This is a genomic window from Rahnella sp. WP5, assembly GCF_000745615.1.
GTDB classification, from domain to species: Bacteria; Pseudomonadota; Gammaproteobacteria; order Enterobacterales; family Enterobacteriaceae; genus Rahnella; species Rahnella aceris.
On record NZ_KN050720.1, the window covers coordinates 399,812 to 423,145 of the forward strand.

Genomic DNA, 23,334 nt, shown 5'->3' on the forward strand with positions numbered 1-23,334 from the left:
GGAAATCGGGGTCTGTTACTTATCGACGTGATCCGGGAATTCCATTTCGCTGTATTTCACCACTTTAGTGCCTTTGCTCAGCTTGTAGCCGAACCAGATGATCAGGAACAGTGGCAAGCCAATGTAAGTCGCCGCTACGCCACCCCAGTCAATGGTGTCTTTCAGGAATGCCTGATAGTTCTGGCCCAGCGTAATGATCAGACACAACACAAAGGCGAAAACCGGACCGAACGGGAAGAAACCTGACAGATAAGGCAGTCTCTTCAGATCACGGCCCTGTAAGACATAACCGCGACGGAAACGGTAATGGCTGACAGCAATCCCCAGCCAGGCGATGAAACCGGTCATGCCCGACGTGTTCAGCAGCCACAGGTAAACGGTCTGATTACCAAACATTGAGCTCAGGAAACACAACGCCGCCACGATAGTGGTGGCATACAGCGCGTTACGTGGCACACCCCCTTTCGACAGTTTAGCGAATATGCGCGGCGCTTTGCCTTCGCTCGCCAGGGTAAACAGCATGCGGGTTGAGGCGTACATTCCGGAGTTACCGGCTGACAGTACCGCCGTCAGGATCACAGCATTCATTACCGCTGCCGCTGATAACAGACCCGCATTACGGAATACCAGCGTGAACGGGCTTACCGAGATATCGCCGACTTCATTACGCAACAGATTCGGGTCGGTATAAGGAATGATCAGGCTGATCACCAGAATCGCCAGAATATAGAACAGCAGAATACGCCAGAAAACCTGACGCACCGCGCGCGGAATATTCTTGCCCGGATTCTCAGATTCGCCTGCTGCCACACCGATCAGTTCAGTGCCCTGGAAGGAGAAACCGACAATCATCGCCACGCCTATCATCGAGGCAAATCCGCCTGCAAACGGCGCATCACCGATGGCCCAGTTATGCCAGCCCGCCGTTTCAGCACCGCGCATAATGCCGGTGATCATCAGGACGCCAACGGCGATAAAGATGATGACGGTAACCACTTTGATCAGCGAGAACCAGTATTCCGCCTCGCCAAAACCGCGCACGGAAATGTAGTTGAGCAGGAAAATCAGACCAAGGAACAAGGCGCTCCAGATCCAGCCCGGCGTGTCCGGGAACCAGTAATTCATCACCAGTTGTGAGGCCACCAGGTCAACCGCGATGGTGACTGCCCAGTTGTACCAGTAGTTCCAGCCCAGTGCGAAACCGAAGCCTTCTTCAACATAACGGGAGCCGTAAGTGGAGAATGAACCGGAAACCGGCATGAACGCCGCCAACTCACCGAGGCTGGTCATCAGGAAGTAAACCATGATGCCGATTAATGCGTAGGAAAGCAGTGCACCACCCGGGCCTGCCTGGGAAACTGTCGCACCTGATGCAACGAATAACCCCGTACCAATTGAACCGCCTATGGCGATCATCGTTAAGTGACGTGCCTTCAGCTCGCGACGCAGTGTGGGAGCCACCTGCGTATTTTTTGTAGGTTGTTGAGCCATTTTTTCCCTATATCCGCTCGTCATGTGCAAATTTAAGCGCGGATTGTAGCAAAACCTGCCGCTCTGAATAGCAGGAACGACCTGTTATAAGACACCTTCATAACTGGCCGCAGATCATTAGTGAAAGACCGTTATTGGGCTTCGCGACAATAGGTTAGAAAACGTGATAATGCGCCGGAGATATGTTTTTGCCGGTGATGAATCAGGTAAAGCTTACGCACCAGCGGCGCGACGGGCAGCCGGATTTCCACCAGCGAACCGCTGCTCAGCTGCTCAGAAATCACCCGCCGCGAGAGGCAACTGATCCCGATGCCATGCCTTACGGCGTGCTTAATGGCCTCGGAATTCCCCAGTTCCATCACCAGGTTAAAATCCGGCAACTGAGGCAACAACAGATGATCTAACACCTCACGGGTACCGGAACCACGCTCGCGCAGGATCCAGGGTTCACGCGCCAGCGATTCCAGCGAAACGACCCGCCCTGCCAGCGGATTTTCCGGCGCGACAAACACCACCAGTTCATCATCCAGCCAGGGCTGGGTGATCAGTTCCGGCATCTGACACGGGCCTTCGATCAGACCGAGATCGACACGAAAATCCGCCACCGCGTTAATAACATCATTGGTATTACCGACATTCAGCTCCAGCGGCGTATTGGGGAAATCCAGGCGGTAATCCGCGATCATCGCCGGCAGCATATAGTTGCCGATGGTGCTGCTCGCGCCGATGCGCAGCGAACCGTTATCGTGATTGAACAGTCGCTCGATTTCGCCCGCCTGTTCGAGCAACGCCAGCGCTTTCGGATACAGTAAACGCCCATGCTCATTAATTACCAGCCGCTTCCCGACACGGTCAAATAACTGCACGCCAAGCTGCCCTTCGATATCGGCCAGCGCCGCACTGACCGCCGATTGTGATAATGAAAGCACAACCGACGCCTGCGTGGTCGAACCGCTTTTCAGCACCTCGGCGAAAACTTCAAGTTGTCGCAATGTTATGTGCATAAATGTCCCGCTATTCTCACGCGCCTGACAGCACGCTGTGCTTTAAGTATAGACCCTTGCCTTGCAGGCCTCTTTTGAATGAAGGTTTTATACCAGTTTTACAGCTAGGTTATAAAGTAATAATCTATTTCATTTTTATATAAGCGCGGCGTAGCCTTGTTTCATCACTCCTGAACGAGGAACGGACAATGAGTACACTTGCGCTTAAAAATGAAAATAAAAAGACGGCGGATAAACACCCTTTACCCCGTTTGTCGGGCTTTGGCCGCGTGTTACCCGGCCTGGCGCTGACCGGCGTGATCACTGCACTCGCGCTCTGGCTGAGCGATATTCCTGCACTGAGTCATCTCGGCCTGAGCGCGCTGACGCTGGCGATTGTCATCGGCATGGTGGTCGGCAATACGGTATATCCGGCTGCAAAACCCTGGTGCGAAGACGGCGTGACGCTGGCGAAACAACGTCTGTTGCGTCTGGGGATTATCCTTTACGGCTTGCGGCTGACCTTCGCACAAATCGCCGATGTCGGCGCGACCGGTATTGTGATCGACGCGCTGATGTTGTGTTCCACTTTCGCCCTCGCCTGCTGGCTTGGACAGCGGGTGTTTAAACTGGATCGCGATACCGCGATGCTGATTGGCGCAGGCAGCAGCATCTGTGGCGCAGCGGCGGTGATGGCGACGGAACCGGTGCTGAATGCCAAAGCAGAGAAAGTGACGGTTGCAGTCGCCACTGTCGTTATCTTCGGGACAGCCGCCATCTTTCTGTATCCGTGGTTATGGCATCTGAATGCGCAGTATCACTGGCTGAGTTTTACCGCTGCTCAGTTCGGCATTTACACCGGTTCGACGGTGCACGAAGTGGCGCAGGTCGTGGCGGCCGGTCAGGGTGTCAGCCCGGATGCGGAAAACGCGGCAGTGATCGCCAAGATGATCCGCGTCATGATGCTGGCACCATTCCTGCTGCTGCTCTCTGGCTGGAAGTCACGTAAAGAGGTACAACAAGGTGGCCAGAATGCGGGCATGCGCAATATAACTATCCCATGGTTTGCCCTGCTGTTTATTCTGGTGGCAGCATTCAACTCGCTGAATATTTTGCCACACAGCTGGATCCCGGCGCTGATTACGCTCGATACCGTGCTGCTGGCGATGGCGATGGCGGCGCTCGGGCTGACCACCCACATGAGCGCACTGCGTCAGGCGGGGCTTAAACCGATGCTGCTGGCGGCGTTGCTGTTTATCTGGCTGATTGTCGGCGGTGCCGGTATCAACCAACTGGTTCAGCATCTTTTTGGCTGATATTGCTGCTTTTAACACTTCAGTGCTGCGCCTCCTGCCCGGAGGCGCTATCATTTGTCCATAAACGCGATGAATAACTGAGGAGCAAAAATGAAGTTTGTGGGAGCACACGTGAGTGCGGCCGGGGGTGTCGATCAGGCGGTTCTGAGGGCACACGAGCTGGAAGCCACGGCTTTTGCGCTTTTCACCAAGAATCAGCGTCAGTGGAAAGCCGCACCGTTGCCGGAAGACGTCATCGAAAAATTCAAAGTGGCCTGTGAAAAATACGGTTACCAAAGCAATCAGATTTTGCCGCACGACAGCTACCTGATTAACCTCGGGCACCCGGTGACTGAGGCGCTGGAGAAATCCCGCGAGGCGTTTCTTGATGAGTTGCAACGCTGCGAACAGCTGGGCCTTTCGCTGCTGAATTTCCATCCGGGCAGCCACCTGATGCAAATCGAAGAAGATAAATGCCTGGCGCTGATTTCTGAATCCCTGAACATTGCGCTGGATAAAACCAAAGGCGTGACTGCGGTTATCGAAAACACCGCCGGTCAGGGCAGCAATCTTGGCTTCCGCTTCGAGCATCTGGCCAAAATTATTGAAGGCGTGGAAGACAAAAGCCGCGTTGGCGTCTGTATCGATACCTGCCATGCCTTTGCTGCAGGTTATGACCTGCGCACGGCAGAAGAATGCGAGAAAACCTTTAAGCACTTTGAAGAGGTGGTTGGTTTTCAATATCTGCGTGGTATGCACCTCAACGACGCGAAAAGTGAGTTCAACAGCCGCGTCGACCGCCACCACAGCCTTGGCGAAGGCAATATCGGCAATACCGTATTTAGCTGGATCATGAAAGACGCGCGGTTCGACGGCATCCCGATGATCCTCGAAACTGTCAATCCGGATATCTGGAAAGATGAAATCGCCTGGCTGAAAGCGCAGCAGACTGCCGAGAATGACGAAGCCGCGGCGTAGTTTTTACCGTAAATTCCGGTCGGCTCCCTCCCCTGCGAAGGGAAGGCGCAATAAAAAAGGCGCGACATTCACATGTCGCGCCTTTTTGTTTTTTAACGATTTACTGTTATGCAGCAGCTTTCGCGGCTACCGCAGCATCTGAACGTTTCAGAATCGCGTATGCGCCACCCGCCAGAACCGTACCGGCGATAATCGCCACCAGATAACCGAGAACCGGCGTGATTGCACCTGGGATCAGCAGTACGAACAGACCGCCGTGTGGTGCCATCAGTTGTGCGTGGAATGCCATCGACAGCGCACCGGTCAGTGCACCACCTGCGATACAGCATGGCAGAACACGCATCGGGTCACGGGCTGCAAACGGAATCGCACCTTCAGAGATAAAGCACAAGCCCAATACCAGCGCCGCTTTACCGCCTTCACGTTCGCTTTGCTCGAACTTATGACGCGCCAGCAATGTCGCCAGCCCCATCGCCAGAGGTGGCACCATACCGGCAGCCATGATGGCGGCCATTGGTGCATAGACGGAAGAACTCAGCAGTGCCACACCGAACGCGTAAGCAGCTTTGTTCACCGGGCCACCCATGTCGGTACACATCATCGCACCGAGAATTGCGCCCAGCAGTACCGCATTGGCTGTACCCAAAGATTGCAGCCAGGCAGTCAGACCCGCCATGATTTTAGCAACCGGCGTACCGACCACGTAAATCATCACCAGGCCGGTAATCAGACTCGCCACCAGCGGAATAATCAGGATAGGTTTCAGCGCTTCCATACTTTGCGGTAATTTCAGCTTGCCGCTGATGGCTTTCGCCACATAACCCGCCAGGAAACCTGCGATGATACCACCGAGGAAACCAGCACCGGTGCTGACAGCCAGCATGCCGCCGATAAGACCCGGCGTCAGACCCGGACGGTCAGCGATAGAGAAGGCAATGAAACCGGCCAGAACCGGCACCATCAGCGCGAAGGCTGAAGCGCCACCGATTTGCATCAATGCCGCCGCCAGCGTGCCTTTCACTTCAAAGGCTTTGATACCGAAGACAAATGACAGTGCGATACACAGACCACCCGCAACCACCATTGGCAGCATGTAAGACACGCCGGTCAGCAGGTGACGGTATGGGCCTGCGCCGCCCGCTTCTTTCTTCCTGGTGCCCGTCGCTGCGCCCTGAGATTTCGGCTCAAACACTTCAGCTTCAACCAGCGCTTTGTCCAGCTCCTGTTTGGTCTTTTTCAGTGCCAGACCGGTAGACGTGCGGTACATCGGCTTACCGGCAAACTTCGCCAGATCCACTTCGATGTCAGCCGCGACAATCACCAGATCGGCCGCGGCAACTTCTTCCGGTGTAATAGCATTGCCTGCACCTACAGAACCGCGGGTTTCAACTTTTACCCACCAGCCACGTTTTTTGGCTTCAGTTTCAATCGCTTCTGCAGCCATAAAGGTGTGTGCAACACCGGTCGGGCAGGCAGTGATGGCGACGATACGTTTCGGGCCGCTGGCTGCCGGAGCGGCAACGGCTGCCGCAACAGGTGCGACATAAGGTTTAGCTTCAGCCACAGCGCGTTGCAGGAAAGCCTCCGGATCACGGACTGCATCAGCCACATTACCGGTATAAATATTTTTGCCAGCCAGCGCAGGTTCGTTTGGCACGGTTTCACCGGCCACAATCACTACATCAGCGTCAGCGGCCTGTTCGGTCAACGAGTGGCCTGCTTTCGCCGCAGCAGCAGCGAGCAAATTTTTTGCCAGTTGGCTGCGAGCCTGTCCCAGCGAACTGTCTATCATCAGCAGCATTTTCATTCTGACTCCTGCGGATTAAAAGGGTTTCAGATCAACACGGGCCATCATCGCCGCGAGTTGCGGACGATCGGTGACACCGACATTACTCTGGCTGACAGCCAGGGCAGCAACAGCAGTGGCCAGTCGTAGCGTATGTTCACTGGATTCACGCATCAGCAAACCGTAGATCAGACCACCGACCATGGAATCACCAGCACCCACGGTGCTGACGACTTCACAGGCTGGCGGTTTGGCGATCCACGCACCGGAGGCGTTAACCCACAATGCACCTTCAGCACCCAGAGAAATCACCACATGGGCGATCCCCTGATCACGCAGGGCATGCGCGGCTTCTACCACGTCGCTCAGTTCCGGCAATTTACGGCCAGCCCAGATTTCCAGTTCACGGCGGTTAGGTTTCACCAGCCAGGGCGCGGCTTTCAGACCGGCAACCAGCGCTTCACGGCTGCTGTCGAAGATGATGCACGGGCACTGTGCGCGCAGACGTTTCATCCAGTCGGTGAAGGCGTCAGGATCAACACCCGCTGGCAGACTGCCGCTGACGGCAACCATGTCGAACTGGCCCAGCCATGACAGGGAATCCGTTACGAAACGTTCCCAGTCAGCAGGCGTGACGTTGAAGCCGGAGAAATTGAAATCACTGACTTCACCATCTTTTTCAGTCAGTTTGACATTGATACGGGTGCGGCCATTAACCACCTGGAAGCGGTTCGCAATACCCAGATCGCTGAATAACAGCTGGAAGCCATCCTGATTTTCTTTACCGAGGAAACCGCCAACGGTGACATCGATGCCGAGATCTTTCAGCACTTTGGCAACGTTAATCCCTTTACCTGCCGCGTGCAGGCCGGTGGTTTGTACCAGGTTGACTTCACCCCGTTCGATTTCGGGGCAGTATCCGACCAGATCATAGGCCGGGTTTAAGGTAATAGTGGCGACCCGACGGCTCATGCGCCCTCCCCAAGACCTTCAGCAATCGCTTCACCGATGGTTTTTAATGCCAGCTCTGCATCCTCACCACTCGCGGTAAAACGCAGGTGGTGACCTTTTTTCACGCCCAGCGCCACGACTTTCATCAGGCTGCGGCCGTTGGCAGGTTTACCGCTGCCATCAAGATTCGTTACCGTGATTTCGCTGCTGAACTGCTTAATAACGTTCACCAGTGCGGTACCCGGACGGGCGTGCAAGCCGTGTTCGTTACGGATAACGTATTCAGCGGTCAGCACGTTGGCTTGTTCTTCGACTTCGCTGGTCAGCAATGCCAGCACACCGACGGAATCTGCCGTCAGCAAGCGTTCAGCTTTGTTGGCAATCAGCAAATCACTGAGGTAGTTCAGCACATCGAGCGGCTGATCGTCAGCAACAGAAATCGTCAGAAGCATGGAGACTTTTTCGCCATCCAGATCAAATGCCTGCTGTGCACGGCTTACCGTTGCAGCACTTTTCAGGTTGCCTTCGGTGCTGTCGCTCAGCCAGATGCCCTGCCCGAGGTTCAGCGGTTTACGGCTGATCACATCACTGACAAAAGCGGTATCGACAGCGCCAATCTCTTTCAGGCGGCCAGCGTTCAGCGCCTGTAACGTGATCAGGTTTTCTGCGGCCACATCGACTGCGATCAACTGGCTATCAAACAGGAATTCAGCCGCATTTTTTTCGCCCATCAGCAGGCTGCGTAATTCTTCAGCGGAATCTGTTTTTGCCAGGCGATCAGCCACGCTGTCGTCACTTAAGACGTGCGTCAGCTGACGCAGCAAACCGAGGTGTTCATCAGAACGAGCTGCGATGCCGATCACGACATATGCCGTCTGGCCTTCGCCCCAGGTAATCCCTTGCGGAAACTGGAAAACCTGCACACCGGTATCAAGCACCAGATCACGGGTATCTGTGGTGCCATGCGGGATTGCGATGCCGTTGCCAAGGTAAGTAGAGGTTTGCAACTCACGCGCCAGCATGCCGTCTACATAACCTGCGCTGACGCGACCGGCCTGAGTCAGTGCTGCTGCAACCTGGCGAATAGCGTCCTGCTTATCGCTGGCAGCCGCACCGAGATGAATATCTTGCTGTGACAGTTGGAACATAATTCTCCTCTCCTGCTGAAATTGAATCGTTTCAGCTTTACTGAGAAAAAAGGAGCGTCATCAGATTTCAGAAGAAAAACCGACAACGCTGAAACGTTTCAAGAAGTCTCAATCCGGCCTGTATTTAAATCAAGCTTTCCCTGATTTTGCGTAACGATTTTTTGATGTTACGCACAGTTTCCTTTCTGAGAGCTTTCCGAAACGGATAACTTAACGCAAATGCTGAAGTCAGGCTGACGAAAAATGCTGACGCAAGCTGTCCCCTTCTCTGCGGACAATATTGCGGTGAAGAAGCGACGCCTCACCCGGTCATTTTTGACACAAAGTGCGGTTTTATTATTCAGTATGGCAAATTCACTGTGGTTTACATTTTTGATGATCAAAACCTGTTTTTGTTTTTTTTAAACTGTCGTAACATTCGCGCAAATTTCGTCCCCTCCTCTACTTCTGGTTCACTTAGCTAATGCGAATTTCTACAACGTCAGCCCGCCGTTTACCCGACATGACGTCAACTGCTTTTCTGATCATCGCCTTCCTTACCGGCATTGCAGGCGCGTTACAGACCCCGACGCTCAGCCTGTTCCTCACTTCTCAGGTTCACGTCAGCCCGTTTATGGTGGGTATCTTCTTTACCGGCAGTGCCGTGATTGGCATCTTCGTCAGCCAGTTGCTGGCGACCTGGTCTGATCAACGCGGTGACCGCAAAACGCTGATTTTGTATTGCTGCATTCTGGGTGCGCTGGCTTGTGTGCTTTTCGCCTTTAACCGTAATTACTTTATCCTGCTGTTCATCGGCGTTTTGCTGTCGAGCTTTGGTTCCACAGCGAACCCGCAGATGTTCGCGTTAGCACGGGAGCATTCCGAAAAAACTGGTCGCGAAGCCGTGATGTTCAGCTCCATTTTGCGCGCACAGGTTTCGCTGGCATGGGTCGTCGGACCGCCGCTGGCCTTTGCCCTGTCGATGGGCTTTGGTTTTACCTTTATGTACTGCGCTGCCACGCTGGCTTTCTTGCTGTGCGGCGTGATGGTGTGGATGTTCCTGCCTTCGATGCCCAAGGCGCACATCAAGACCACTGCCACGCTGGAAGCACCACGCCGTAACCGCCGTGATACGCTGATGCTGTTCATCGCCTGTTCACTGATGTGGGCAGCAAACAGCATTTATCTGATCAATATGCCGCTGTATGTGGTGCGTGAACTGGGTCTGCCGGAAAAACTGGCAGGGGTACTGATGGGCAGTGCAGCCTGTCTGGAAATTCCGACCATGCTGATCGCCGGATATCTGGCTAAACAGTTGGGGAAACGCTTCCTGATGCGTTTCGCTGTGCTGGCGGGGGTGATTTTCTACGGCGGCATTCTGTTTACTACCGGTGCGGCAATGCTGATTGCTTTACAGTTGCTGAACGCAATTTTCATCGGCATTCTGGCCGGGATCGGCATGCTGTATTTCCAGGATCTGATGCCGGGTCAGGCAGGCGCGGCCACCACGTTATTTACCAATTCAACGCGGGCGGGCTGGATCCTGGCCGGTTCGCTGGCCGGGGTGATCGCCCAGTTCTGGACATACCATGCGGTATTTTATGCCGCACTGGCGATGGTGATTGGTTCGGTGTTATGTATCTGGAATGTGAAAAACGTCGATAAACCGGCGGAAGACGTGCCCGCAGCGGTGGTTTAAGGCGCGGTATCTGCCTCAAGCTGAATCAGATAAGTCAGCGCCTGGTCGCGATGTGTAAAGCACATTTCGCGGCTGGCCTGCAGGCTGGCGCAAACTTTCGGACGCAGTGGTGAGGTGAAAATCTTACACAGAAAGTTATCAGCCAGCTGAACACAGCGCGTATTGGCAGGCTTACCGTCTGGCATTCCCGGGATCGGGCTTGAAATTGAAGGCGCTATGCAACAGGCTCCGCAATCAGTACGACAGTCCATCAACAGCCTCCTCAGGCCTCATTTTGAGCCGCGACAATAGCAGGCAGCGTAATGCGCCACCAGCGAAATATTTACGACTCTTTAACACGATAACCCGAACATTTTTCATACCGGCAGGCGAAGCGCAAAATATGCGTCATAAAGCGGATTTTCGCGACTCTTTTTACGCTATCTGCTTGCCTGAAATCAGCGGCGCGGGTAACGTGTCGCAAATTATTTATCTCTCTCCTGACAGGTTATTTATATGGCACGTGCTAACGAAATTAAACGCGGCTTCGTTGTGAACTACGACGGCAAATTGCTGCTGGTAAAAGATATTGATGTTCAGAGCCCGAGCGCCCGTGGTGCCAGCACCTTGTACAAAATGCGTTTTGCTGACGTTCGTACTGGTGGCAAAGTGGAAGAGCGCTTCAAAGGCGACGATATCCTGGATACCGTTACCCTGACCCGTCGTAAAGTGAACTTCTCTTACGTTGATGGTGACGAATACATCTTTATGGATGACGAAGACTTCACGCCCTACACCTTTAATAAGGCGCAGATTGAAGACGAACTGCTGTTCATCCCTGAAGAAGGTTTGCAGGGTATGCAGGTTCTGACGCTGGACAGCCAGCTGCTGGCGCTTGAAATGCCGCAGACGGTGGATCTGGAAATCGTGGAAACGGCACCGGGCATCAAAGGCGCTTCCGCCAGTTCCCGCACCAAACCTGCGGTAATGAGCACCGGTCTGAACATTCAGGTTCCTGAATACCTGAGTTCTGGCGACAAAATCCGTATTCATATCGCAGAACGTCGTTATATGGGGCGCGCGGATTAATCAGCGCCCCGCTCTCTGCTGAAAGGAACGCTGCGGCGTTCCTTTTTTATTGTCTGCATTTTGCGATTAATCCTTCAGACAGTGGATCTGCATCACAAAATGAGTGGCTATCTGGACTTACCAATTCCCCTTTCTATCATATGACTTTACACTCTAAGCCCTGATTTCGGCTTAAATCGTCGCTTTATCCAGCATAAAATTCAACTGACGGGTAAATAGCCCCAATTTGGCCTGACCAATTATTTATTTCTGACTTGCCTGGAGTATTGCATGAAAACTATTGCCACAGCGTCCCTGCCTGCAGCAGTGTCATTGCCTGCTTATGATCGCGATGCGTTAAAAAGCCGTATTGTTCATCTCGGATTTGGTGCCTTCCATCGCGCTCACCAGGCGCTACTGACCAACCGCGTGCTGAACCTCCAGGGGGGCGACTGGGGCATTTGTGAAATTAGCCTGTTCGGCAATGAAACGCTGATCCAGAGTTTGCGTCAGCAAAATCATCTGTTTACCGTGCTGGAAAAAGGCGCGGACGGCAATCAGGCGATTATCATCGGCTCTGCACATGAATCTGTGCACGGCGGGATTGACGGGCTGGAAGCAGTACTTGAAAAACTCACTGAGCCACAGATCGCGATTGTTTCCCTGACCATCACTGAAAAAGGTTATTGCATTGAGCCGGGCACCGGCGAACTGGATCTGCAAAATCCAAAAATTCAGCAGGATCTGGCGGGCGGTCAGGCGCCGGGTACCGCTCCGGGCGTTTTAGTCGAAGCCCTGCGTTTACGTCATGAGCGCGGCTTACCTGGCTTCACCGTTTTATGCTGCGATAACATTCCTGAAAACGGTCTGGTGGTAAAAAACGCCGTACTGGGCATGGCGAAAGCACGTTCAGCAGAACTGGCGGAATGGATCGCCGGAAACGTCTCTTTCCCAAGCACCATGGTTGACCGTATTGTTCCTGCCGCGACGGAAAATACGCTGGAAGAAATCACCGAAGCCCTCGGAGGTGTGACCGATCCTTGCGGTATCGCCTGTGAACCCTTCATTCAGTGGGTCGTGGAAGACCATTTCGTGGCGGGCCGTCCGGACTGGGAAAAAGCTGGCGCACAGATGGTTGCCGACGTTTTACCTTTCGAACAGATGAAACTGCGCATGCTGAACGGCAGCCACTCTTTCCTCGCCTATCTCGGCTATCTGGCCGGTTATCAGCACATCAACGATTGTATGGAAGATGCCAACTATAAGGCCGCTGCCCATCATCTGATGCTGCATGAACAAGCTCCGACGCTGAGCGTCGAGGGTGTCGATCTCGGTGCGTATGCTGACAGCCTGATTGCACGTTACAGCAACCCGGCGCTGAAACACCGAACCTGGCAAATCGCGATGGACGGCACCCAGAAACTGCCACAACGTATGCTCGATTCCATCCGCTGGCATGTTAAAAATGGTGGTTCCTATGAATTACTGGCGCTGGGCGTGGCAGGCTGGATGCGTTATGTCGGTGGTACTGATGATGCCGGGCAGCCCATTGAGATTAAAGATCCGATGGCTGAAACCGTCGCTAAAATTGTGGCATCAACCGAAGATGGCGAACCGCGGGTGAAAGCCCTGCTGGCCCTGACGGGCGTATTCGGTGAGCAATTGCCTCATGAAGAGAAAGTCGTCGCGGCCATACTGAGCGCGTATGCCGATCTGCAAAGAATTGGCGCGAAGAAAACCGTGGCAAAATACGTAGGTTAAGCCCGGCAACTGAAGCTAAGAACGGCTGCTGCGGCAGCCGTTCTTATTTGTGCGGCGGTATCAGTCGTTCAGTTCTGAGGGGACTGAGGAAAAAAGGAATCCGTCAAAAGACGGATCATCGGCATCCGAAACCTGTAACAGCATATCTTTGACATTTTCCAGATGCTGCCACATCGCCTGCTTGGCGGCTTTCGGATCCCTGCGAAGTACTGCCTGCAAGATTGTCTGATGGTCCTGCAACCAAATCTGACTGTAGTTTTTATCGCCGACATGCTGATGGATCCCCTGCCACATGGAGCTGCGCTGGCGGATCAGCCACAGATCATCCACCAGTTTAACCAGCACACTGTTCTGGGAAGCCTGCGCCAGCAAGGCATGAAACCGCTGATCTTCAGCATCATCGGAGACACCACGTGCAATGCATTCTCGCTGTGCATCAATGGCATCGCGCATTTGCAGAATATCTGTCTTAGTGGCCTGCATCGCCGCAAAAGCTGCGACTTCGCTTTCCAGCAATTGCCGCGCCTGTAATAACTCGAACGGGCCATATCCGCTGTCAGCGCTTTCCGGCTGGCTATCTTCCGGTTGATGCAATACATAGACGCCGGAACCTTTACGCACTTCGACCACTTTTTCCAGCTCCAGCATGATCAGCGCTTCACGCACTACACTTCGGCTGACGGAATAAGACTCCGCAATGTCACGCTCCGGAGGGAGGCGATCGCCAGGGGCATATTTTCCGGCATGGATATCGCGACGTAAATGACCGCCTATCTCCTGATAAAGTCGCATGTTTTTGCCCCTTTCACTGACACAAGCTCAATTGGTCTGACATCTGATTAATCGTTCTGATGCCTGAAATAAGAGAGAAAATTATAACATGTCAGCAAAAAGGGAAAGGACAGGAATAGAAAACTGACGGCCCGATCAAGATTGGGCCAGCCAGTTCATAAAGTTGTCCGGCCACATAACGATACATTGCATTATCGCGCTCAATGACCGAAGCGAAACATATTAACGATACTAACTATTTACGGCTGCTTAGTTATAACTCACCGTCATCACCGCAAGGCGAGGATCATTATTAATATGCCGCGTGGTGACCTGCCCGAGAGACAAAGGCAAGGCGAAAGAAGAAGGATTTTGCGCATTCAGCGTATGAACTTGCCTCACCTGTTTTCCGCCACGATCACAGTCGCTGATCACCGCATTACGTGCGGCACTGACGTGACATCCTCCGTCAACAATTGACCCGGTAATATGAATAATTCCGCCTGTTGCAGCGGCACTGGCAAACTGAATCGTCCCTGAGGCCATGACTCCCAAAAACAGTACACAGGTAATTCTGTTCATGGTGACACCTCATCATAACTATTAATTTTAAAGTTCCCGTAACCACAATTTAACATTAATACATCTAATTGAATTTACACGTCTGGAGGAAAAATAAATCTTGCTTGCCTGCCGGCAAAAATAAGCAATCCATGTCTTACATCGGCGCAACGCTGGATTTTCTTAAGGCGTCGCTGCACATTGGCGGGGAATTTTTCAAAAAGGATGTGCAACCATGACCAAAACCAACCTGATCACCGGCTTTCTGGGAAGCGGAAAAACCACCACGCTGCGCCACCTTCTGGCTCAGAAGCCTGAAGGTGAAAAATGGGCCGTGCTGGTGAATGAATTCGGCGAAGTCGGCATTGATGGTGCATTACTGGCTGACAGTGGTGCGGTTCTGAAGGAAATCCCCGGTGGTTGCATGTGCTGTGTGAACGGATTGCCAATGCAGGTCGGCCTGAATATGTTATTGCAGCAGGCTAAACCTGACCGCTTGCTGATAGAACCCACCGGGCTGGGGCATCCGAAACAGATTCTTTCTTTACTGACGTCTGACGTTTACAGCAACTGGCTGACACTCAATGCCACGCTTTGCCTGCTGGATCCGCGTCAGTTAAGCGATCAGCGGGTGACTGATAATGAAAACTTTCGCGATCAGTTAGCCGCAGCAGACATTATCGTGGCAAATAAGTCTGATGTGACGCAGGCGCAGGACACGCAGAAGCTGGACGAATGGTATCAGCAGAATGGTCACGAGCGACTTCTGGTGACGGCTTCGCAAGGTGAGATCGACCTGACATTACTTGATTTTCCGCGCCAGAATCTGGTTGAGTTACCGCAAGGTAAACATCATCACGCTCACGCCGCTAAACAAGGACTGGCTGCACTGAGCCTGCCGGGAAAACAGCGCTGGCGTCGCGCGCTGAATCAGGCTGACGGTTATACCAGTTGCGGGTGGATATTTGATGGCGAAACGCAGTTTGAGACCGCGGGCATTCTCGACTGGGCGCGCGCGGTGCCGGTTGATCGCGTCAAAGGGGTTATACGCATTAAAGAAGGCACATTACTGATTAACCGTCAGGGCAATGACTTACACATTGAAACGAAACCGGTGGCGCCGTTAGACAGCAGAATTGAGCTTATTACGCAAAATGAAGTGCAGTGGAATGCAATACAATCCTCCTTGTTGAAGATTCGTTTAAGTTGATCAGATTAAGTTAACGCTAACTAAGTTATTCCTTACTTTGCTAAGAATAGGTCTTCCTTTATGTGGCGCCGCAATATTCCCGCAATCCTGATACTCAATGTATTAGGTGTTGCCTTATTTTTATCTTTCTATTTGCCAGCAAACCATGGTTTCTGGTTCCCGATTGATAAATCGATTTTCTTCTTTTTTAATCAACATCTGGCCACTGATGCGTGGTTTCTGCACCTGGTCGCCGTGACCAATAATCGTGCCTTTGATCTGATTTCATTGCTGGCGATGGGAATCCTGTATCTGAGCTATTTCCTGAAGCAGGATAGCGACGGGCGTCGCCGGTACATCATTATTGGTGTCGTGATGTTGCTGACTGCCGTTGTGCTCAACCAGCTCGGACATTTATTGCCTGTCAGCCATAAAAGCCCGTCACTCAGCTTCCCGGGTGTAAACCGCGTGAGCGAACTGACCGGCATTCCCACCAAAGATGCTTCCAGCGACAGCTTCCCCGGCGACCATGGCATGATGCTGATTATTTTTTCATGCTTTATGCTGCGCTACCTGAGTAAGTCAGCATTCGCTGTCGCTTTGATCATCACCCTCATCTTCTCACTCCCACGCGTGATGATTGGTGCACACTGGTTTACTGATATCGCGGTCGGCTCAATGTCCGTCGTGCTGGTCGGTGCCAGCTGGTGGCTGATGACACCAGCCAGCGATACGCTGATTAACTGGCTTGATCAAAAATTACCCGGTAAAAAAAATCCTAAGACACACGCATAATTTTGGATGCATACATAATATTTATGGCCTGGCAGATCTTTATGATTTGCCGGGCCTTTTTAAAGGATGTTTCTCAACGCCTCTGCGCTGTATTATGTCCCCTGAACGCGCTATTGATGCGGTTTTAACCCAAATTCGCGTAAAGATCACACAGCATTTTTAACATGTTTACTTACATCACCTTACATCACAATTTCTTATAAAAAATCTCATAATACCTCTCGCAATCACCTGTTCATTACGGTAATCTCCAATTCGCCTGTATAGAATTGTGTTAAAAACACCCCGGTTCAGGAAAAAAACGTGCTCCGACGCACATTTCCTCCCCCTGGTATTTGTCCCACAGATATATGGCAGGTAATCTCGCTTCGTTTGGCAATTTTAATAACGATTTCATCGTTAAGGACAGCAAGGGATAACAACAATAATGGTCAAGTCTCAACCGTTTCTGAGATATATCACGCGGATAATTCCCGCGATTGGTGCAGCAATTATTCTTTCTGCATGTAGTGGTACACATTCTTCGAACACAGAAAACGCGCAAACTGATATGCGTGCAGTAAATGGCAATGATGGCCTTCTACTGCAAGCCTCTCAGGATGAATTCGAAGCAATGGTTCGCAACGTCAACGTTAAATCCAAAATTATGGATCAGTACGCTGGCTGGAAAGGCGTTCGTTATCGGTTGGGCGGTGACAGCAAGCGTGGTATCGATTGCTCAGCATTCGTTCAGGTAACATTCCGCGAACAATTTGGTATGGATTTACCTCGTTCAACCTATGAACAGGAAGAGAAAGGCAAGAAAATCCAGCGCACGAAACTGCGTCCGGGTGATCTGGTTCTGTTCCGTGCGGGTTCAACAGGCCGTCACGTCGGCATTTATTTAGGTAACGATCAGTTTGTACATGCATCCACCAGCAACGGTGTGATGATTTCAAATCTGAAAGAGTCCTACTGGAATGCACGTTATCGTGAAGCAAGACGAGTTTTAGCTAACGGCTGATCCCGTTACCTTATGATTTAGTTCTTGTTGTCCTATGCCAAGCGAATAAAAAAACGTCATCTTTGGATGGCGTTTTTTTATGCCTGTAATAAAGTATATGAAGTGTCTGTTGATTTTTTGACGACGTTATTCTTTTATTTCCTCTGCGCGAAAAGGGCAAAACATATGGGTTTAAAAACGGCGTTAACACACACCGTATTGCCCAAACATCTGTATTTAAAGAGAAGCCTGCTTTTTTCAGTCCTGTTTTTCATTTTATTTATCGCAGTTACCCTCACCGTTATTAAAACCAACAATCTCCGCGAACAAAATGAAATCGCGCAACGAACGGCACAATTTACTGCTGATTATCTGCGCCAGTTAACCGACACGATGCACAGAATCGGACTGCTCACGACAGAACCCTGCCATTCCATTGCCGGGGAATTAAACCGTGACGTCGCATTCAGCATTGGTGTTCGTGATTTTCAGCTGGTGCGTAATGGCATCGTTTTTTGTTCCTCGGCTTCCGGTAATCAGCACATTCCTGTAAACAGTACCCTGCATGACCTCGAATTTGATAACAACATGAGTATCAGCCTGCAGATGGGCACCCCTGCCGTTCCGAACCGCGCGGTGATCCTTATATGGCAGCGTAACCCCGGAGCAACGGACGATGGCGTGATAGCAACGCTGGAACTGACGTTGTCGCCGTATATGCTTTTTGCGCAGCCAGGTTCCGGCTACCGGGGTTTTGCACTGCTGGTGGGAGAGAGCGCACTGATTTCTTCTCAGGCCGGTCTGATCAAGGTCAGTGATTTGCCCCGCAGCCATTTTACTCAAGTCAAAATAGATAATTATCCTTTCAGCATTCGTCTCTACTCTCCTTCCCTGACCCGCGATAACATACTCTTTACGTTCTCAGGCGGCCTGCTGCTTAGCATGCTGGTTTGCGCGCTGATTTACCACAGCCTGCTGAACCGCCATAACGTTGAGCGTGAGGTTCTGCGCGGGCTGAAAAATAAAGAATTCTTTGTTGAATATCAGCCGGTTATCGACTCAAAAAGCCTGAAGGTAACTGGCGTTGAAGCCCTGCTGCGCTGGCAGCACCCCATTGAGGGGCCCATTCCGCCCGATGTTTTTATCAGCTATGCTGAAAATCAGGGGCTTATCGTCGACCTGACTCAACATATGATGGCTCTGGTGGCGGCGGACGCCCATACCTTGCAGCACGCTTTTCCCGGTCCGGGCAAACTCAGTATCAACATTTCCCCTCACCACATGAACAAAATCAGCTTTCATGACGATGTGATGAATTTTATTGAAGCGTTACCTGAGAATGCTTTCCAGGTGGTATTCGAAATTACAGAACGTGGAATGATTGATACACAAGGCGCATTACGGGAATTTAACTGGCTGCGCCGCCATAAGATTGAAATAGCCATTGACGATTTTGGCACCGGCCATAGCGCGCTGATCTATCTTGAGAAGTTCACGCTGGATTATCTGAAAATTGACCGCGGCTTTGTCATGTCGATTGATCAGAACACCCTGATCGCCCCGGTGCTGGATACCGTCCTTAAACTCACGGAAGAACTGAAGATCAAAACCGTAGCCGAAGGCGTCGAAACCCAGATGCAGGCGGAGTATCTGCGCAATCACGGCGTGACCTATTTACAGGGATATCTGTACAGCAAATCGCTCGGTGTTCCTGAGCTGCTGGACTTTATACGTGATTTCAATGAGAAAGAAGCCACCTGGCAGATTTGACCTGCATCAGTCCCGCATCTTTTGTTCCGTTTTTCTTTTAGGCGTCTGCATCCGGTTGTGATAAAAAGGCCAAAATCAGGGACGAAACCGAAGAGTCGTGCGTGACAAAATCTTTGCTTTCAATTGATTAATATCGAAATAGCCCGCGGCAATGCCGCATTATGCTGTCGTCATCACAGGAGTGCAGATTCAGGATGTTTTCTCGCGTTTTTGCCGGTGTGCTGTGCCTGCTGAGTCTCAGCGCACAAGCTGAAGTCATACAGGACAGTTACGCGTTCGCCATATTAGGCGAGCCCAAGTATGTCTCAAACTTCACCAGTTTTGACTACGTCAATCCTGCCGCCCCGAAAGGCGGTCAGATCACACTGGCGGCCATTGGTACTTACGACAACTTCAACCGCTTCGCGTCTCGCGGCAATCCGGCTGCGCGCAGCGGCTCGCTTTACGACAGCCTGTTTACCACCTCCAGCGATGAGACTGGCAGTTATTATCCGCTGATCGCCGACTCTGCCCGTTATGACAGCCAGTACCGTTGGGTCGAAGTGGATATCAATCCGCGCGCCCGTTTCAACGACAATACCCCGATTACCGCCAGTGATGTGGCCTTCAGCTTCCGAAAATTCATGACCGAAGGCGTACCGCAATTTCGCGTGGTGTATAAAGGTGTGGAAGTAAAAGCCATTTCGCGCCTGACAGTACGCATGGTGTTGCCGAAAGCGGATAAAGACATGATGCTCGGCCTGCTCGGTTTGCCGATTTTGCCGCAGACATTCTGGGAAAAGCATAAATTCAATGAACCGCTGAGTACACCGCCGCCGGGCAGCGGGCCTTACCGCATCAGCGATTACAAACTCGGTCAGTACATCACCTATTCCCGCGTGCCGGATTACTGGGCGGCCAATTTGCCCGTCAACCGGGGCCGCTATAATTTTGACACCATCCGCTACGACTATTACCTCGACGACAATGTGGCGCTGGAGGCGTTTAAGTCCGGCGCGTTTGATTTCCGCATGGAAACCTCGCCGAAACATTGGGCGACGCAATATCAGGGCGGTAATTTCAGCAAAAACTTTATCGTTAAAGCTGATGTGGAAAATCAGGCAGCGCAGGATACCCGCTGGCTGGCATTCAATATCCATCGCCCGCAATTCGCCGACCGCAAGGTGCGCGAAGCCATCACTTTGGCTTTTGATTTTGACTGGATGAACAAGGCGCTGTATTTCGGTGCGTATCAGCGGGTGAACAGTTACTTCCAGAATACCGATTACGCGGCAAAAGATTATCCGAACTCCGCAGAACTGGCGTGGCTGGGGCCGCTGAAAGGCCAGGTGCCGCCTGAAGTCTTTAGCGCGCTGTATCAGCCACCTGGCTCTGACGGCACCGGTAATGACCGCGCAAATCTGCTGAAAGCCACCGCATTACTGAAAGAAGCGGGCTGGGAAGTGAAAAATCAGGTGCTGGTGAATGGCAAAACCGGTAAGCCGTTTACCTTCGAGCTGCTGTTACCCGGCGGCGGGAATTCACAGTACGTCTTGCCGTTCCAGCATAATTTACAGCGACTGGGCATTAAGATGTCGATCCGTGAAGTGGATAATTCGCAGTTCGTGCGCCGTATGCGCCAGCGAGATTACGATATGCTGCCGACGGTTTATCCCGCCACGTCGTATCCGAGCAGCGATTTGCAGATTTACTGGAACAGTAAATATCTCGATTCCACCTATAACAAATCAGGTGTCAGCGATCCGGCCATTGATAAGCTGACCGACGAAATCGCCGCCAATCAGGGCAAGCCTGACGCCCTGTTGTCGCTGGGGCATGCGCTCGACCGCGTGCTGACGTGGAATATGCTGATGATTCCGATGTGGTACACCCATCACGAGCGCTACGCTTACTGGGATAAATTCTCGATGCCAGCCGTCACCCCATCCAACGGAATGGAACTCGACACATGGTGGTACGACGTTAACCGCGCAGCCCGTTTACCTGCGCAACGCCGCTGAGGAGCATACTGTGGCCGCCTATCTTTTAAGACGACTGCTTCTGGTGATCCCCACGTTGTGGGCGATCATCACCATTAACTTTTTTATTGTGCAGATTGCTCCCGGCGGTCCTGTTGATCAGGCGATTGCCGCTATTGAAATGGGGCAGTCAGGCGGTTTACCGGGTGCCAGCGCGGGCAGCGGAAATGGCAAAGCGTCGCCGGGTTTAGCGCAGTTTGGTGAAGGTCAGTATCGCGGCGCACGGGGCCTGGATCCGGAAGTCATTGCCGAAATCACCCACCGCTTCGGCTTCGACAAACCGCTGCATGTGCGTTATTTCGAGATGTTATCCAACTATGTACGCTTTAATTTTGGCGACAGTCTGTTCCGCGGCTCATCCGTTATGGGACTGGTGAAAAGCGCGCTGCCGGTTTCCGTTACCATTGGCCTGTGGAGCACGCTGATTATCTATCTGGTGTCGATCCCGCTCGGGATCCGCAAAGCGGTGCGCAACGGCACGAAATTCGATACCTGGAGCAGCTCCGTCATCATTGTCGGTTATGCCGTTCCCTCTTTCCTGTTTGCCATCTTATTGATTGTGCTATTCACCGGCGGCAGTTATCTCGACTGGTTCCCGCTGCGCGGCCTGACGTCGCCGAATTTCGATACCCTGCCGTGGTACGGCAAAGTAACCGATTACCTCTGGCACATCACATTGCCGGTGCTGGCGACGGTGATTGGCGGGTTTGCGACCCTGACGATGCTGACCAAAAACTCGTTCATGGATGAAGTCGGTAAACAATATGTGGTGACTGCGCGCGCGAAAGGGCTGAACGAAAAACAAATTTTGTACCGGCACGTTTTTCGCAACGCGATGCTGCTGGTGATCGCCGGTTTCCCTGCCACTTTTATCAGCATGTTTTTCACCGGTTCATTACTGATTGAAGTCATGTTTTCATTACAGGGGTTGGGATTGCTGGGCTACGATGCCATTGTGCAGCGCGATTTCCCGGTGATTTTCGGCACGCTGTATGTTTTCACGCTGATTGGATTGCTGCTCAATATCGTCAGCGACATCACTTACACGCTGGTTGACCCGCGTATCGATTTTGAGGGCCGCCAGTAATGAGCCTTTTTAAACTGAACTCCGTCAGTCAGGCGCGCTGGGCGCGTTTTTGCCAGAACCGCCGTGGTTACTGGTCGCTGTGGATTTTCATGGTGATGCTGATTCTGGTGCTGTTATCCAACGTACTGGCAAATGATAAACCGCTGCTGGCACGTTATCAGGGACATCTCTATGTGCCGTTTCTGGTCAATTACAGCGAAACGACGTTTGGCGGAGAGCTGGAAACGCCGGCCGATTATCAGGATCCGTTTGTCCTGCGCCAGATTGAAGATCACGGCTGGGCGCTGTGGGCGCCCATTCGCAACAGTTACAGCTCCATTAATTTTTCCACCACACGTCCCTTCCCTTCTCCCCCGTCCACCCAAAACTGGCTGGGCACCGACAGTAACGGGCATGATGTGCTGGCGCAAATCCTTTACGGGTTGCGGATTTCGCTGTTCTTCGGCGTTCTGCTGACGGCGATGACCTCCGTGATTGGCATGATTGTCGGTGCCACGCAGGGCTATTACGGCGGATTAATCGATTTGCTCGGGCAGCGCTTTATCGAAGTGTGGTCGAGCATTCCGACGCTGTTCCTGATTATTATTCTGGCCAGCGTGGTGCAACCCAACTTCTGGTGGCTGCTGTTGATCACCGTACTTTCCGGCTGGATGATGCTGGTCAGCGTGGTGCGCGCGGAATTCCTGCGCACCCGCAACTTTGATTACATCCGTGCCGCACAGGCGATGGGCGTCAGCGACCGCGCTATCATGTGGCGTCATATGTTGCCCAATGCGATGGTCGCCACGCTGACCTATCTGCCGTTTATACTATGCGGCTCGATCACCACACTGACGTCACTGGATTTTCTCGGTTTCGGCCTGCCGCTGGGCTCGCCATCGCTGGGTACACTGCTGATGGAAGGGAAGAATAATTTGCAGGCGCCGTGGCTTGGGATCAGCGCTTTCGTGGTGCTGGCCGCGCTGCTGTCATTATTGATTTTCATTGGTGAAGCCGTTCGCGATGCCTTCAATCCGTCCGCACACCATAATGAGGTGCTCTGA

The 23,334-nt window shown here is 52.4% G+C and carries 20 protein-coding genes; 12 read left to right on the top strand and 8 right to left on the bottom strand.

Annotation, left to right across the window (positions count from 1 at the left end):
• Window positions 1–15: 15 nt before the first annotated feature.
• Together EX31_RS19045 and yieE are read right to left on the bottom strand one after the other, a co-directional pair.
• Window positions 16–1,491, bottom strand: a complete 1,476-nt coding sequence (locus tag EX31_RS19045; protein ID WP_013574668.1) for an amino acid permease — start codon at window positions 1,489–1,491, stop codon at window positions 16–18.
• Between the two features lie 131 nt (window positions 1,492–1,622).
• Window positions 1,623–2,495: a DNA-binding transcriptional regulator YeiE gene (yieE, locus tag EX31_RS19050; protein ID WP_013574667.1), complete on the bottom strand. Its 873-nt coding sequence runs from the start codon at window positions 2,493–2,495 to the stop codon at window positions 1,623–1,625.
• 188 nt (window positions 2,496–2,683) lie between these two features.
• On the opposite strand from yieE, the gene EX31_RS19055 reads away from it, so the two are divergent.
• Entirely contained in the window at window positions 2,684–3,790 is a 1,107-nt protein-coding gene (locus tag EX31_RS19055) for a YeiH family protein (protein ID WP_037036138.1), read from the top strand.
• A gap of 90 nt (window positions 3,791–3,880) precedes the next feature.
• A complete protein-coding gene (gene nfo / locus EX31_RS19060; protein ID WP_013574665.1) occupies window positions 3,881–4,747 on the top strand; it encodes a deoxyribonuclease IV in 867 nt (288 codons plus the stop codon).
• A gap of 106 nt (window positions 4,748–4,853) precedes the next feature.
• Here nfo and fruA read toward each other — a convergent pair whose 3' ends face one another.
• Genes fruA through fruB form a run of 3 tightly spaced genes read right to left on the bottom strand, consistent with a single transcriptional unit; the run spans window position 4,854 to window position 8,632 of the window.
• Window positions 4,854–6,554 carry a PTS fructose transporter subunit IIBC gene (gene fruA, locus EX31_RS19065; RefSeq protein WP_013574664.1) on the bottom strand — a complete coding sequence of 567 codons (1,701 nt, stop codon included), beginning with the start codon at window positions 6,552–6,554 and terminating at the stop codon, window positions 4,854–4,856.
• Window positions 6,555–6,569: 15 nt separating this feature from the next.
• The gene (gene fruK / locus EX31_RS19070; protein ID WP_013574663.1) at window positions 6,570–7,505 is read right to left on the bottom strand and encodes a 1-phosphofructokinase; all 936 of its coding nucleotides are present in this window, start codon (window positions 7,503–7,505) and stop codon (window positions 6,570–6,572) included.
• Window positions 7,502–8,632, bottom strand: a complete 1,131-nt coding sequence (gene fruB / locus EX31_RS19075) for a fused PTS fructose transporter subunit IIA/HPr protein (protein WP_037036140.1) — start codon at window positions 8,630–8,632, stop codon at window positions 7,502–7,504. The genes fruK and fruB overlap by 4 nt, the downstream gene beginning before the upstream one ends.
• A 463-nt stretch (window positions 8,633–9,095) precedes the next feature.
• On the opposite strand from fruB, the gene EX31_RS19080 reads away from it, so the two are divergent.
• A complete protein-coding gene (locus EX31_RS19080) occupies window positions 9,096–10,310 on the top strand; it encodes a sugar efflux transporter (protein WP_013574661.1) in 1,215 nt (404 codons plus the stop codon).
• Here the strand turns inward: EX31_RS19080 and EX31_RS19085 are convergent.
• Entirely contained in the window at window positions 10,307–10,561 is a 255-nt protein-coding gene (locus tag EX31_RS19085) for a YkgJ family cysteine cluster protein (RefSeq protein WP_013574660.1), read from the bottom strand. The two genes, EX31_RS19080 and EX31_RS19085, sit on opposite strands and share 4 nt — an antisense overlap.
• Before the next feature lie 244 nt (window positions 10,562–10,805).
• Here EX31_RS19085 and yeiP point away from each other — a divergent pair, with 244 nt between their 5' ends.
• Both yeiP and EX31_RS19095 read left to right on the top strand, forming a co-directional pair.
• On the top strand, window positions 10,806–11,378 hold the full coding sequence (gene yeiP / locus EX31_RS19090) for an elongation factor P-like protein YeiP (protein WP_015696520.1): 573 nt from the start codon (window positions 10,806–10,808) through the stop codon (window positions 11,376–11,378).
• A gap of 270 nt (window positions 11,379–11,648) precedes the next feature.
• A complete protein-coding gene (locus EX31_RS19095; RefSeq protein ID WP_037036142.1) occupies window positions 11,649–13,118 on the top strand; it encodes a mannitol dehydrogenase family protein in 1,470 nt (489 codons plus the stop codon).
• A gap of 60 nt (window positions 13,119–13,178) precedes the next feature.
• Here the strand turns inward: EX31_RS19095 and EX31_RS19100 are convergent, their stop codons facing one another.
• Complete coding sequence (locus EX31_RS19100) at window positions 13,179–13,910, bottom strand: FCD domain-containing protein (RefSeq protein WP_013574656.1); 732 nt, start codon at window positions 13,908–13,910, stop codon at window positions 13,179–13,181.
• Between the two features lie 249 nt (window positions 13,911–14,159).
• Window positions 14,160–14,471 (bottom strand): hypothetical protein, encoded by a 312-nt coding sequence (locus EX31_RS19105; RefSeq protein ID WP_013574655.1) that lies wholly within the window; start codon window positions 14,469–14,471, stop codon window positions 14,160–14,162.
• 214 nt (window positions 14,472–14,685) lie between these two features.
• Between EX31_RS19105 and EX31_RS19110 the strand changes: the two genes are divergently transcribed.
• The 7 genes from EX31_RS19110 (at window position 14,686) to EX31_RS19140 (ending at window position 23,334) form a co-directional block, all read left to right on the top strand.
• Window positions 14,686–15,660, top strand: coding sequence for a CobW family GTP-binding protein (locus EX31_RS19110; protein ID WP_037036145.1), 975 nt, complete (start codon window positions 14,686–14,688; stop codon window positions 15,658–15,660).
• Window positions 15,661–15,720: 60 nt separating this feature from the next.
• The gene (locus tag EX31_RS19115) at window positions 15,721–16,434 is read left to right on the top strand and encodes a phosphatase PAP2 family protein (RefSeq protein ID WP_013574653.1); all 714 of its coding nucleotides are present in this window, start codon (window positions 15,721–15,723) and stop codon (window positions 16,432–16,434) included.
• Between the two features lie 427 nt (window positions 16,435–16,861).
• Window positions 16,862–17,437 (top strand): bifunctional murein DD-endopeptidase/murein LD-carboxypeptidase, encoded by a 576-nt coding sequence (gene mepS, locus EX31_RS19120; RefSeq protein WP_013574652.1) that lies wholly within the window; start codon window positions 16,862–16,864, stop codon window positions 17,435–17,437.
• 165 nt (window positions 17,438–17,602) lie between these two features.
• Window positions 17,603–19,186 carry a cyclic di-GMP phosphodiesterase gene (locus tag EX31_RS19125; protein WP_231576085.1) on the top strand — a complete coding sequence of 528 codons (1,584 nt, stop codon included), beginning with the start codon at window positions 17,603–17,605 and terminating at the stop codon, window positions 19,184–19,186.
• A gap of 194 nt (window positions 19,187–19,380) precedes the next feature.
• Window positions 19,381–21,186: an extracellular solute-binding protein gene (locus EX31_RS19130; RefSeq protein ID WP_037036150.1), complete on the top strand. Its 1,806-nt coding sequence runs from the start codon at window positions 19,381–19,383 to the stop codon at window positions 21,184–21,186.
• A gap of 10 nt (window positions 21,187–21,196) precedes the next feature.
• Window positions 21,197–22,291: a microcin C ABC transporter permease YejB gene (gene yejB, locus EX31_RS19135; RefSeq protein WP_013574649.1), complete on the top strand. Its 1,095-nt coding sequence runs from the start codon at window positions 21,197–21,199 to the stop codon at window positions 22,289–22,291.
• The gene (locus tag EX31_RS19140; RefSeq protein ID WP_013574648.1) at window positions 22,291–23,334 is read left to right on the top strand and encodes an ABC transporter permease; all 1,044 of its coding nucleotides are present in this window, start codon (window positions 22,291–22,293) and stop codon (window positions 23,332–23,334) included. Before yejB ends, EX31_RS19140 begins: the two co-directional genes overlap by 1 nt.

Bases quoted from the DNA above. Each gene is read 5' to 3' on its own strand.
- EX31_RS19045 (WP_013574668.1), bottom strand. From the start codon at position 1,491: ATGGCTCAACAACCTACAAAAAATACGCAGGTGGCTCCCACACTGCGT.
- yieE (WP_013574667.1), bottom strand. From the start codon at position 2,495: ATGCACATAACATTGCGACAACTTGAAGTTTTCGCCGAGGTGCTGAAA.
- EX31_RS19055 (WP_037036138.1), top strand. From the start codon at position 2,684: ATGAGTACACTTGCGCTTAAAAATGAAAATAAAAAGACGGCGGATAAA.
- nfo (WP_013574665.1), top strand. From the start codon at position 3,881: ATGAAGTTTGTGGGAGCACACGTGAGTGCGGCCGGGGGTGTCGATCAG.
- fruA (WP_013574664.1), bottom strand. From the start codon at position 6,554: ATGAAAATGCTGCTGATGATAGACAGTTCGCTGGGACAGGCTCGCAGC.
- fruK (WP_013574663.1), bottom strand. From the start codon at position 7,505: ATGAGCCGTCGGGTCGCCACTATTACCTTAAACCCGGCCTATGATCTG.
- fruB (WP_037036140.1), bottom strand. From the start codon at position 8,632: ATGTTCCAACTGTCACAGCAAGATATTCATCTCGGTGCGGCTGCCAGC.
- EX31_RS19080 (WP_013574661.1), top strand. From the start codon at position 9,096: ATGCGAATTTCTACAACGTCAGCCCGCCGTTTACCCGACATGACGTCA.
- EX31_RS19085 (WP_013574660.1), bottom strand. From the start codon at position 10,561: ATGGACTGTCGTACTGATTGCGGAGCCTGTTGCATAGCGCCTTCAATT.
- yeiP (WP_015696520.1), top strand. From the start codon at position 10,806: ATGGCACGTGCTAACGAAATTAAACGCGGCTTCGTTGTGAACTACGAC.
- EX31_RS19095 (WP_037036142.1), top strand. From the start codon at position 11,649: ATGAAAACTATTGCCACAGCGTCCCTGCCTGCAGCAGTGTCATTGCCT.
- EX31_RS19100 (WP_013574656.1), bottom strand. From the start codon at position 13,910: ATGCGACTTTATCAGGAGATAGGCGGTCATTTACGTCGCGATATCCAT.
- EX31_RS19105 (WP_013574655.1), bottom strand. From the start codon at position 14,471: ATGAACAGAATTACCTGTGTACTGTTTTTGGGAGTCATGGCCTCAGGG.
- EX31_RS19110 (WP_037036145.1), top strand. From the start codon at position 14,686: ATGACCAAAACCAACCTGATCACCGGCTTTCTGGGAAGCGGAAAAACC.
- EX31_RS19115 (WP_013574653.1), top strand. From the start codon at position 15,721: ATGTGGCGCCGCAATATTCCCGCAATCCTGATACTCAATGTATTAGGT.
- mepS (WP_013574652.1), top strand. From the start codon at position 16,862: ATGGTCAAGTCTCAACCGTTTCTGAGATATATCACGCGGATAATTCCC.
- EX31_RS19125 (WP_231576085.1), top strand. From the start codon at position 17,603: ATGGGTTTAAAAACGGCGTTAACACACACCGTATTGCCCAAACATCTG.
- EX31_RS19130 (WP_037036150.1), top strand. From the start codon at position 19,381: ATGTTTTCTCGCGTTTTTGCCGGTGTGCTGTGCCTGCTGAGTCTCAGC.
- EX31_RS19140 (WP_013574648.1), top strand. From the start codon at position 22,291: ATGAGCCTTTTTAAACTGAACTCCGTCAGTCAGGCGCGCTGGGCGCGT.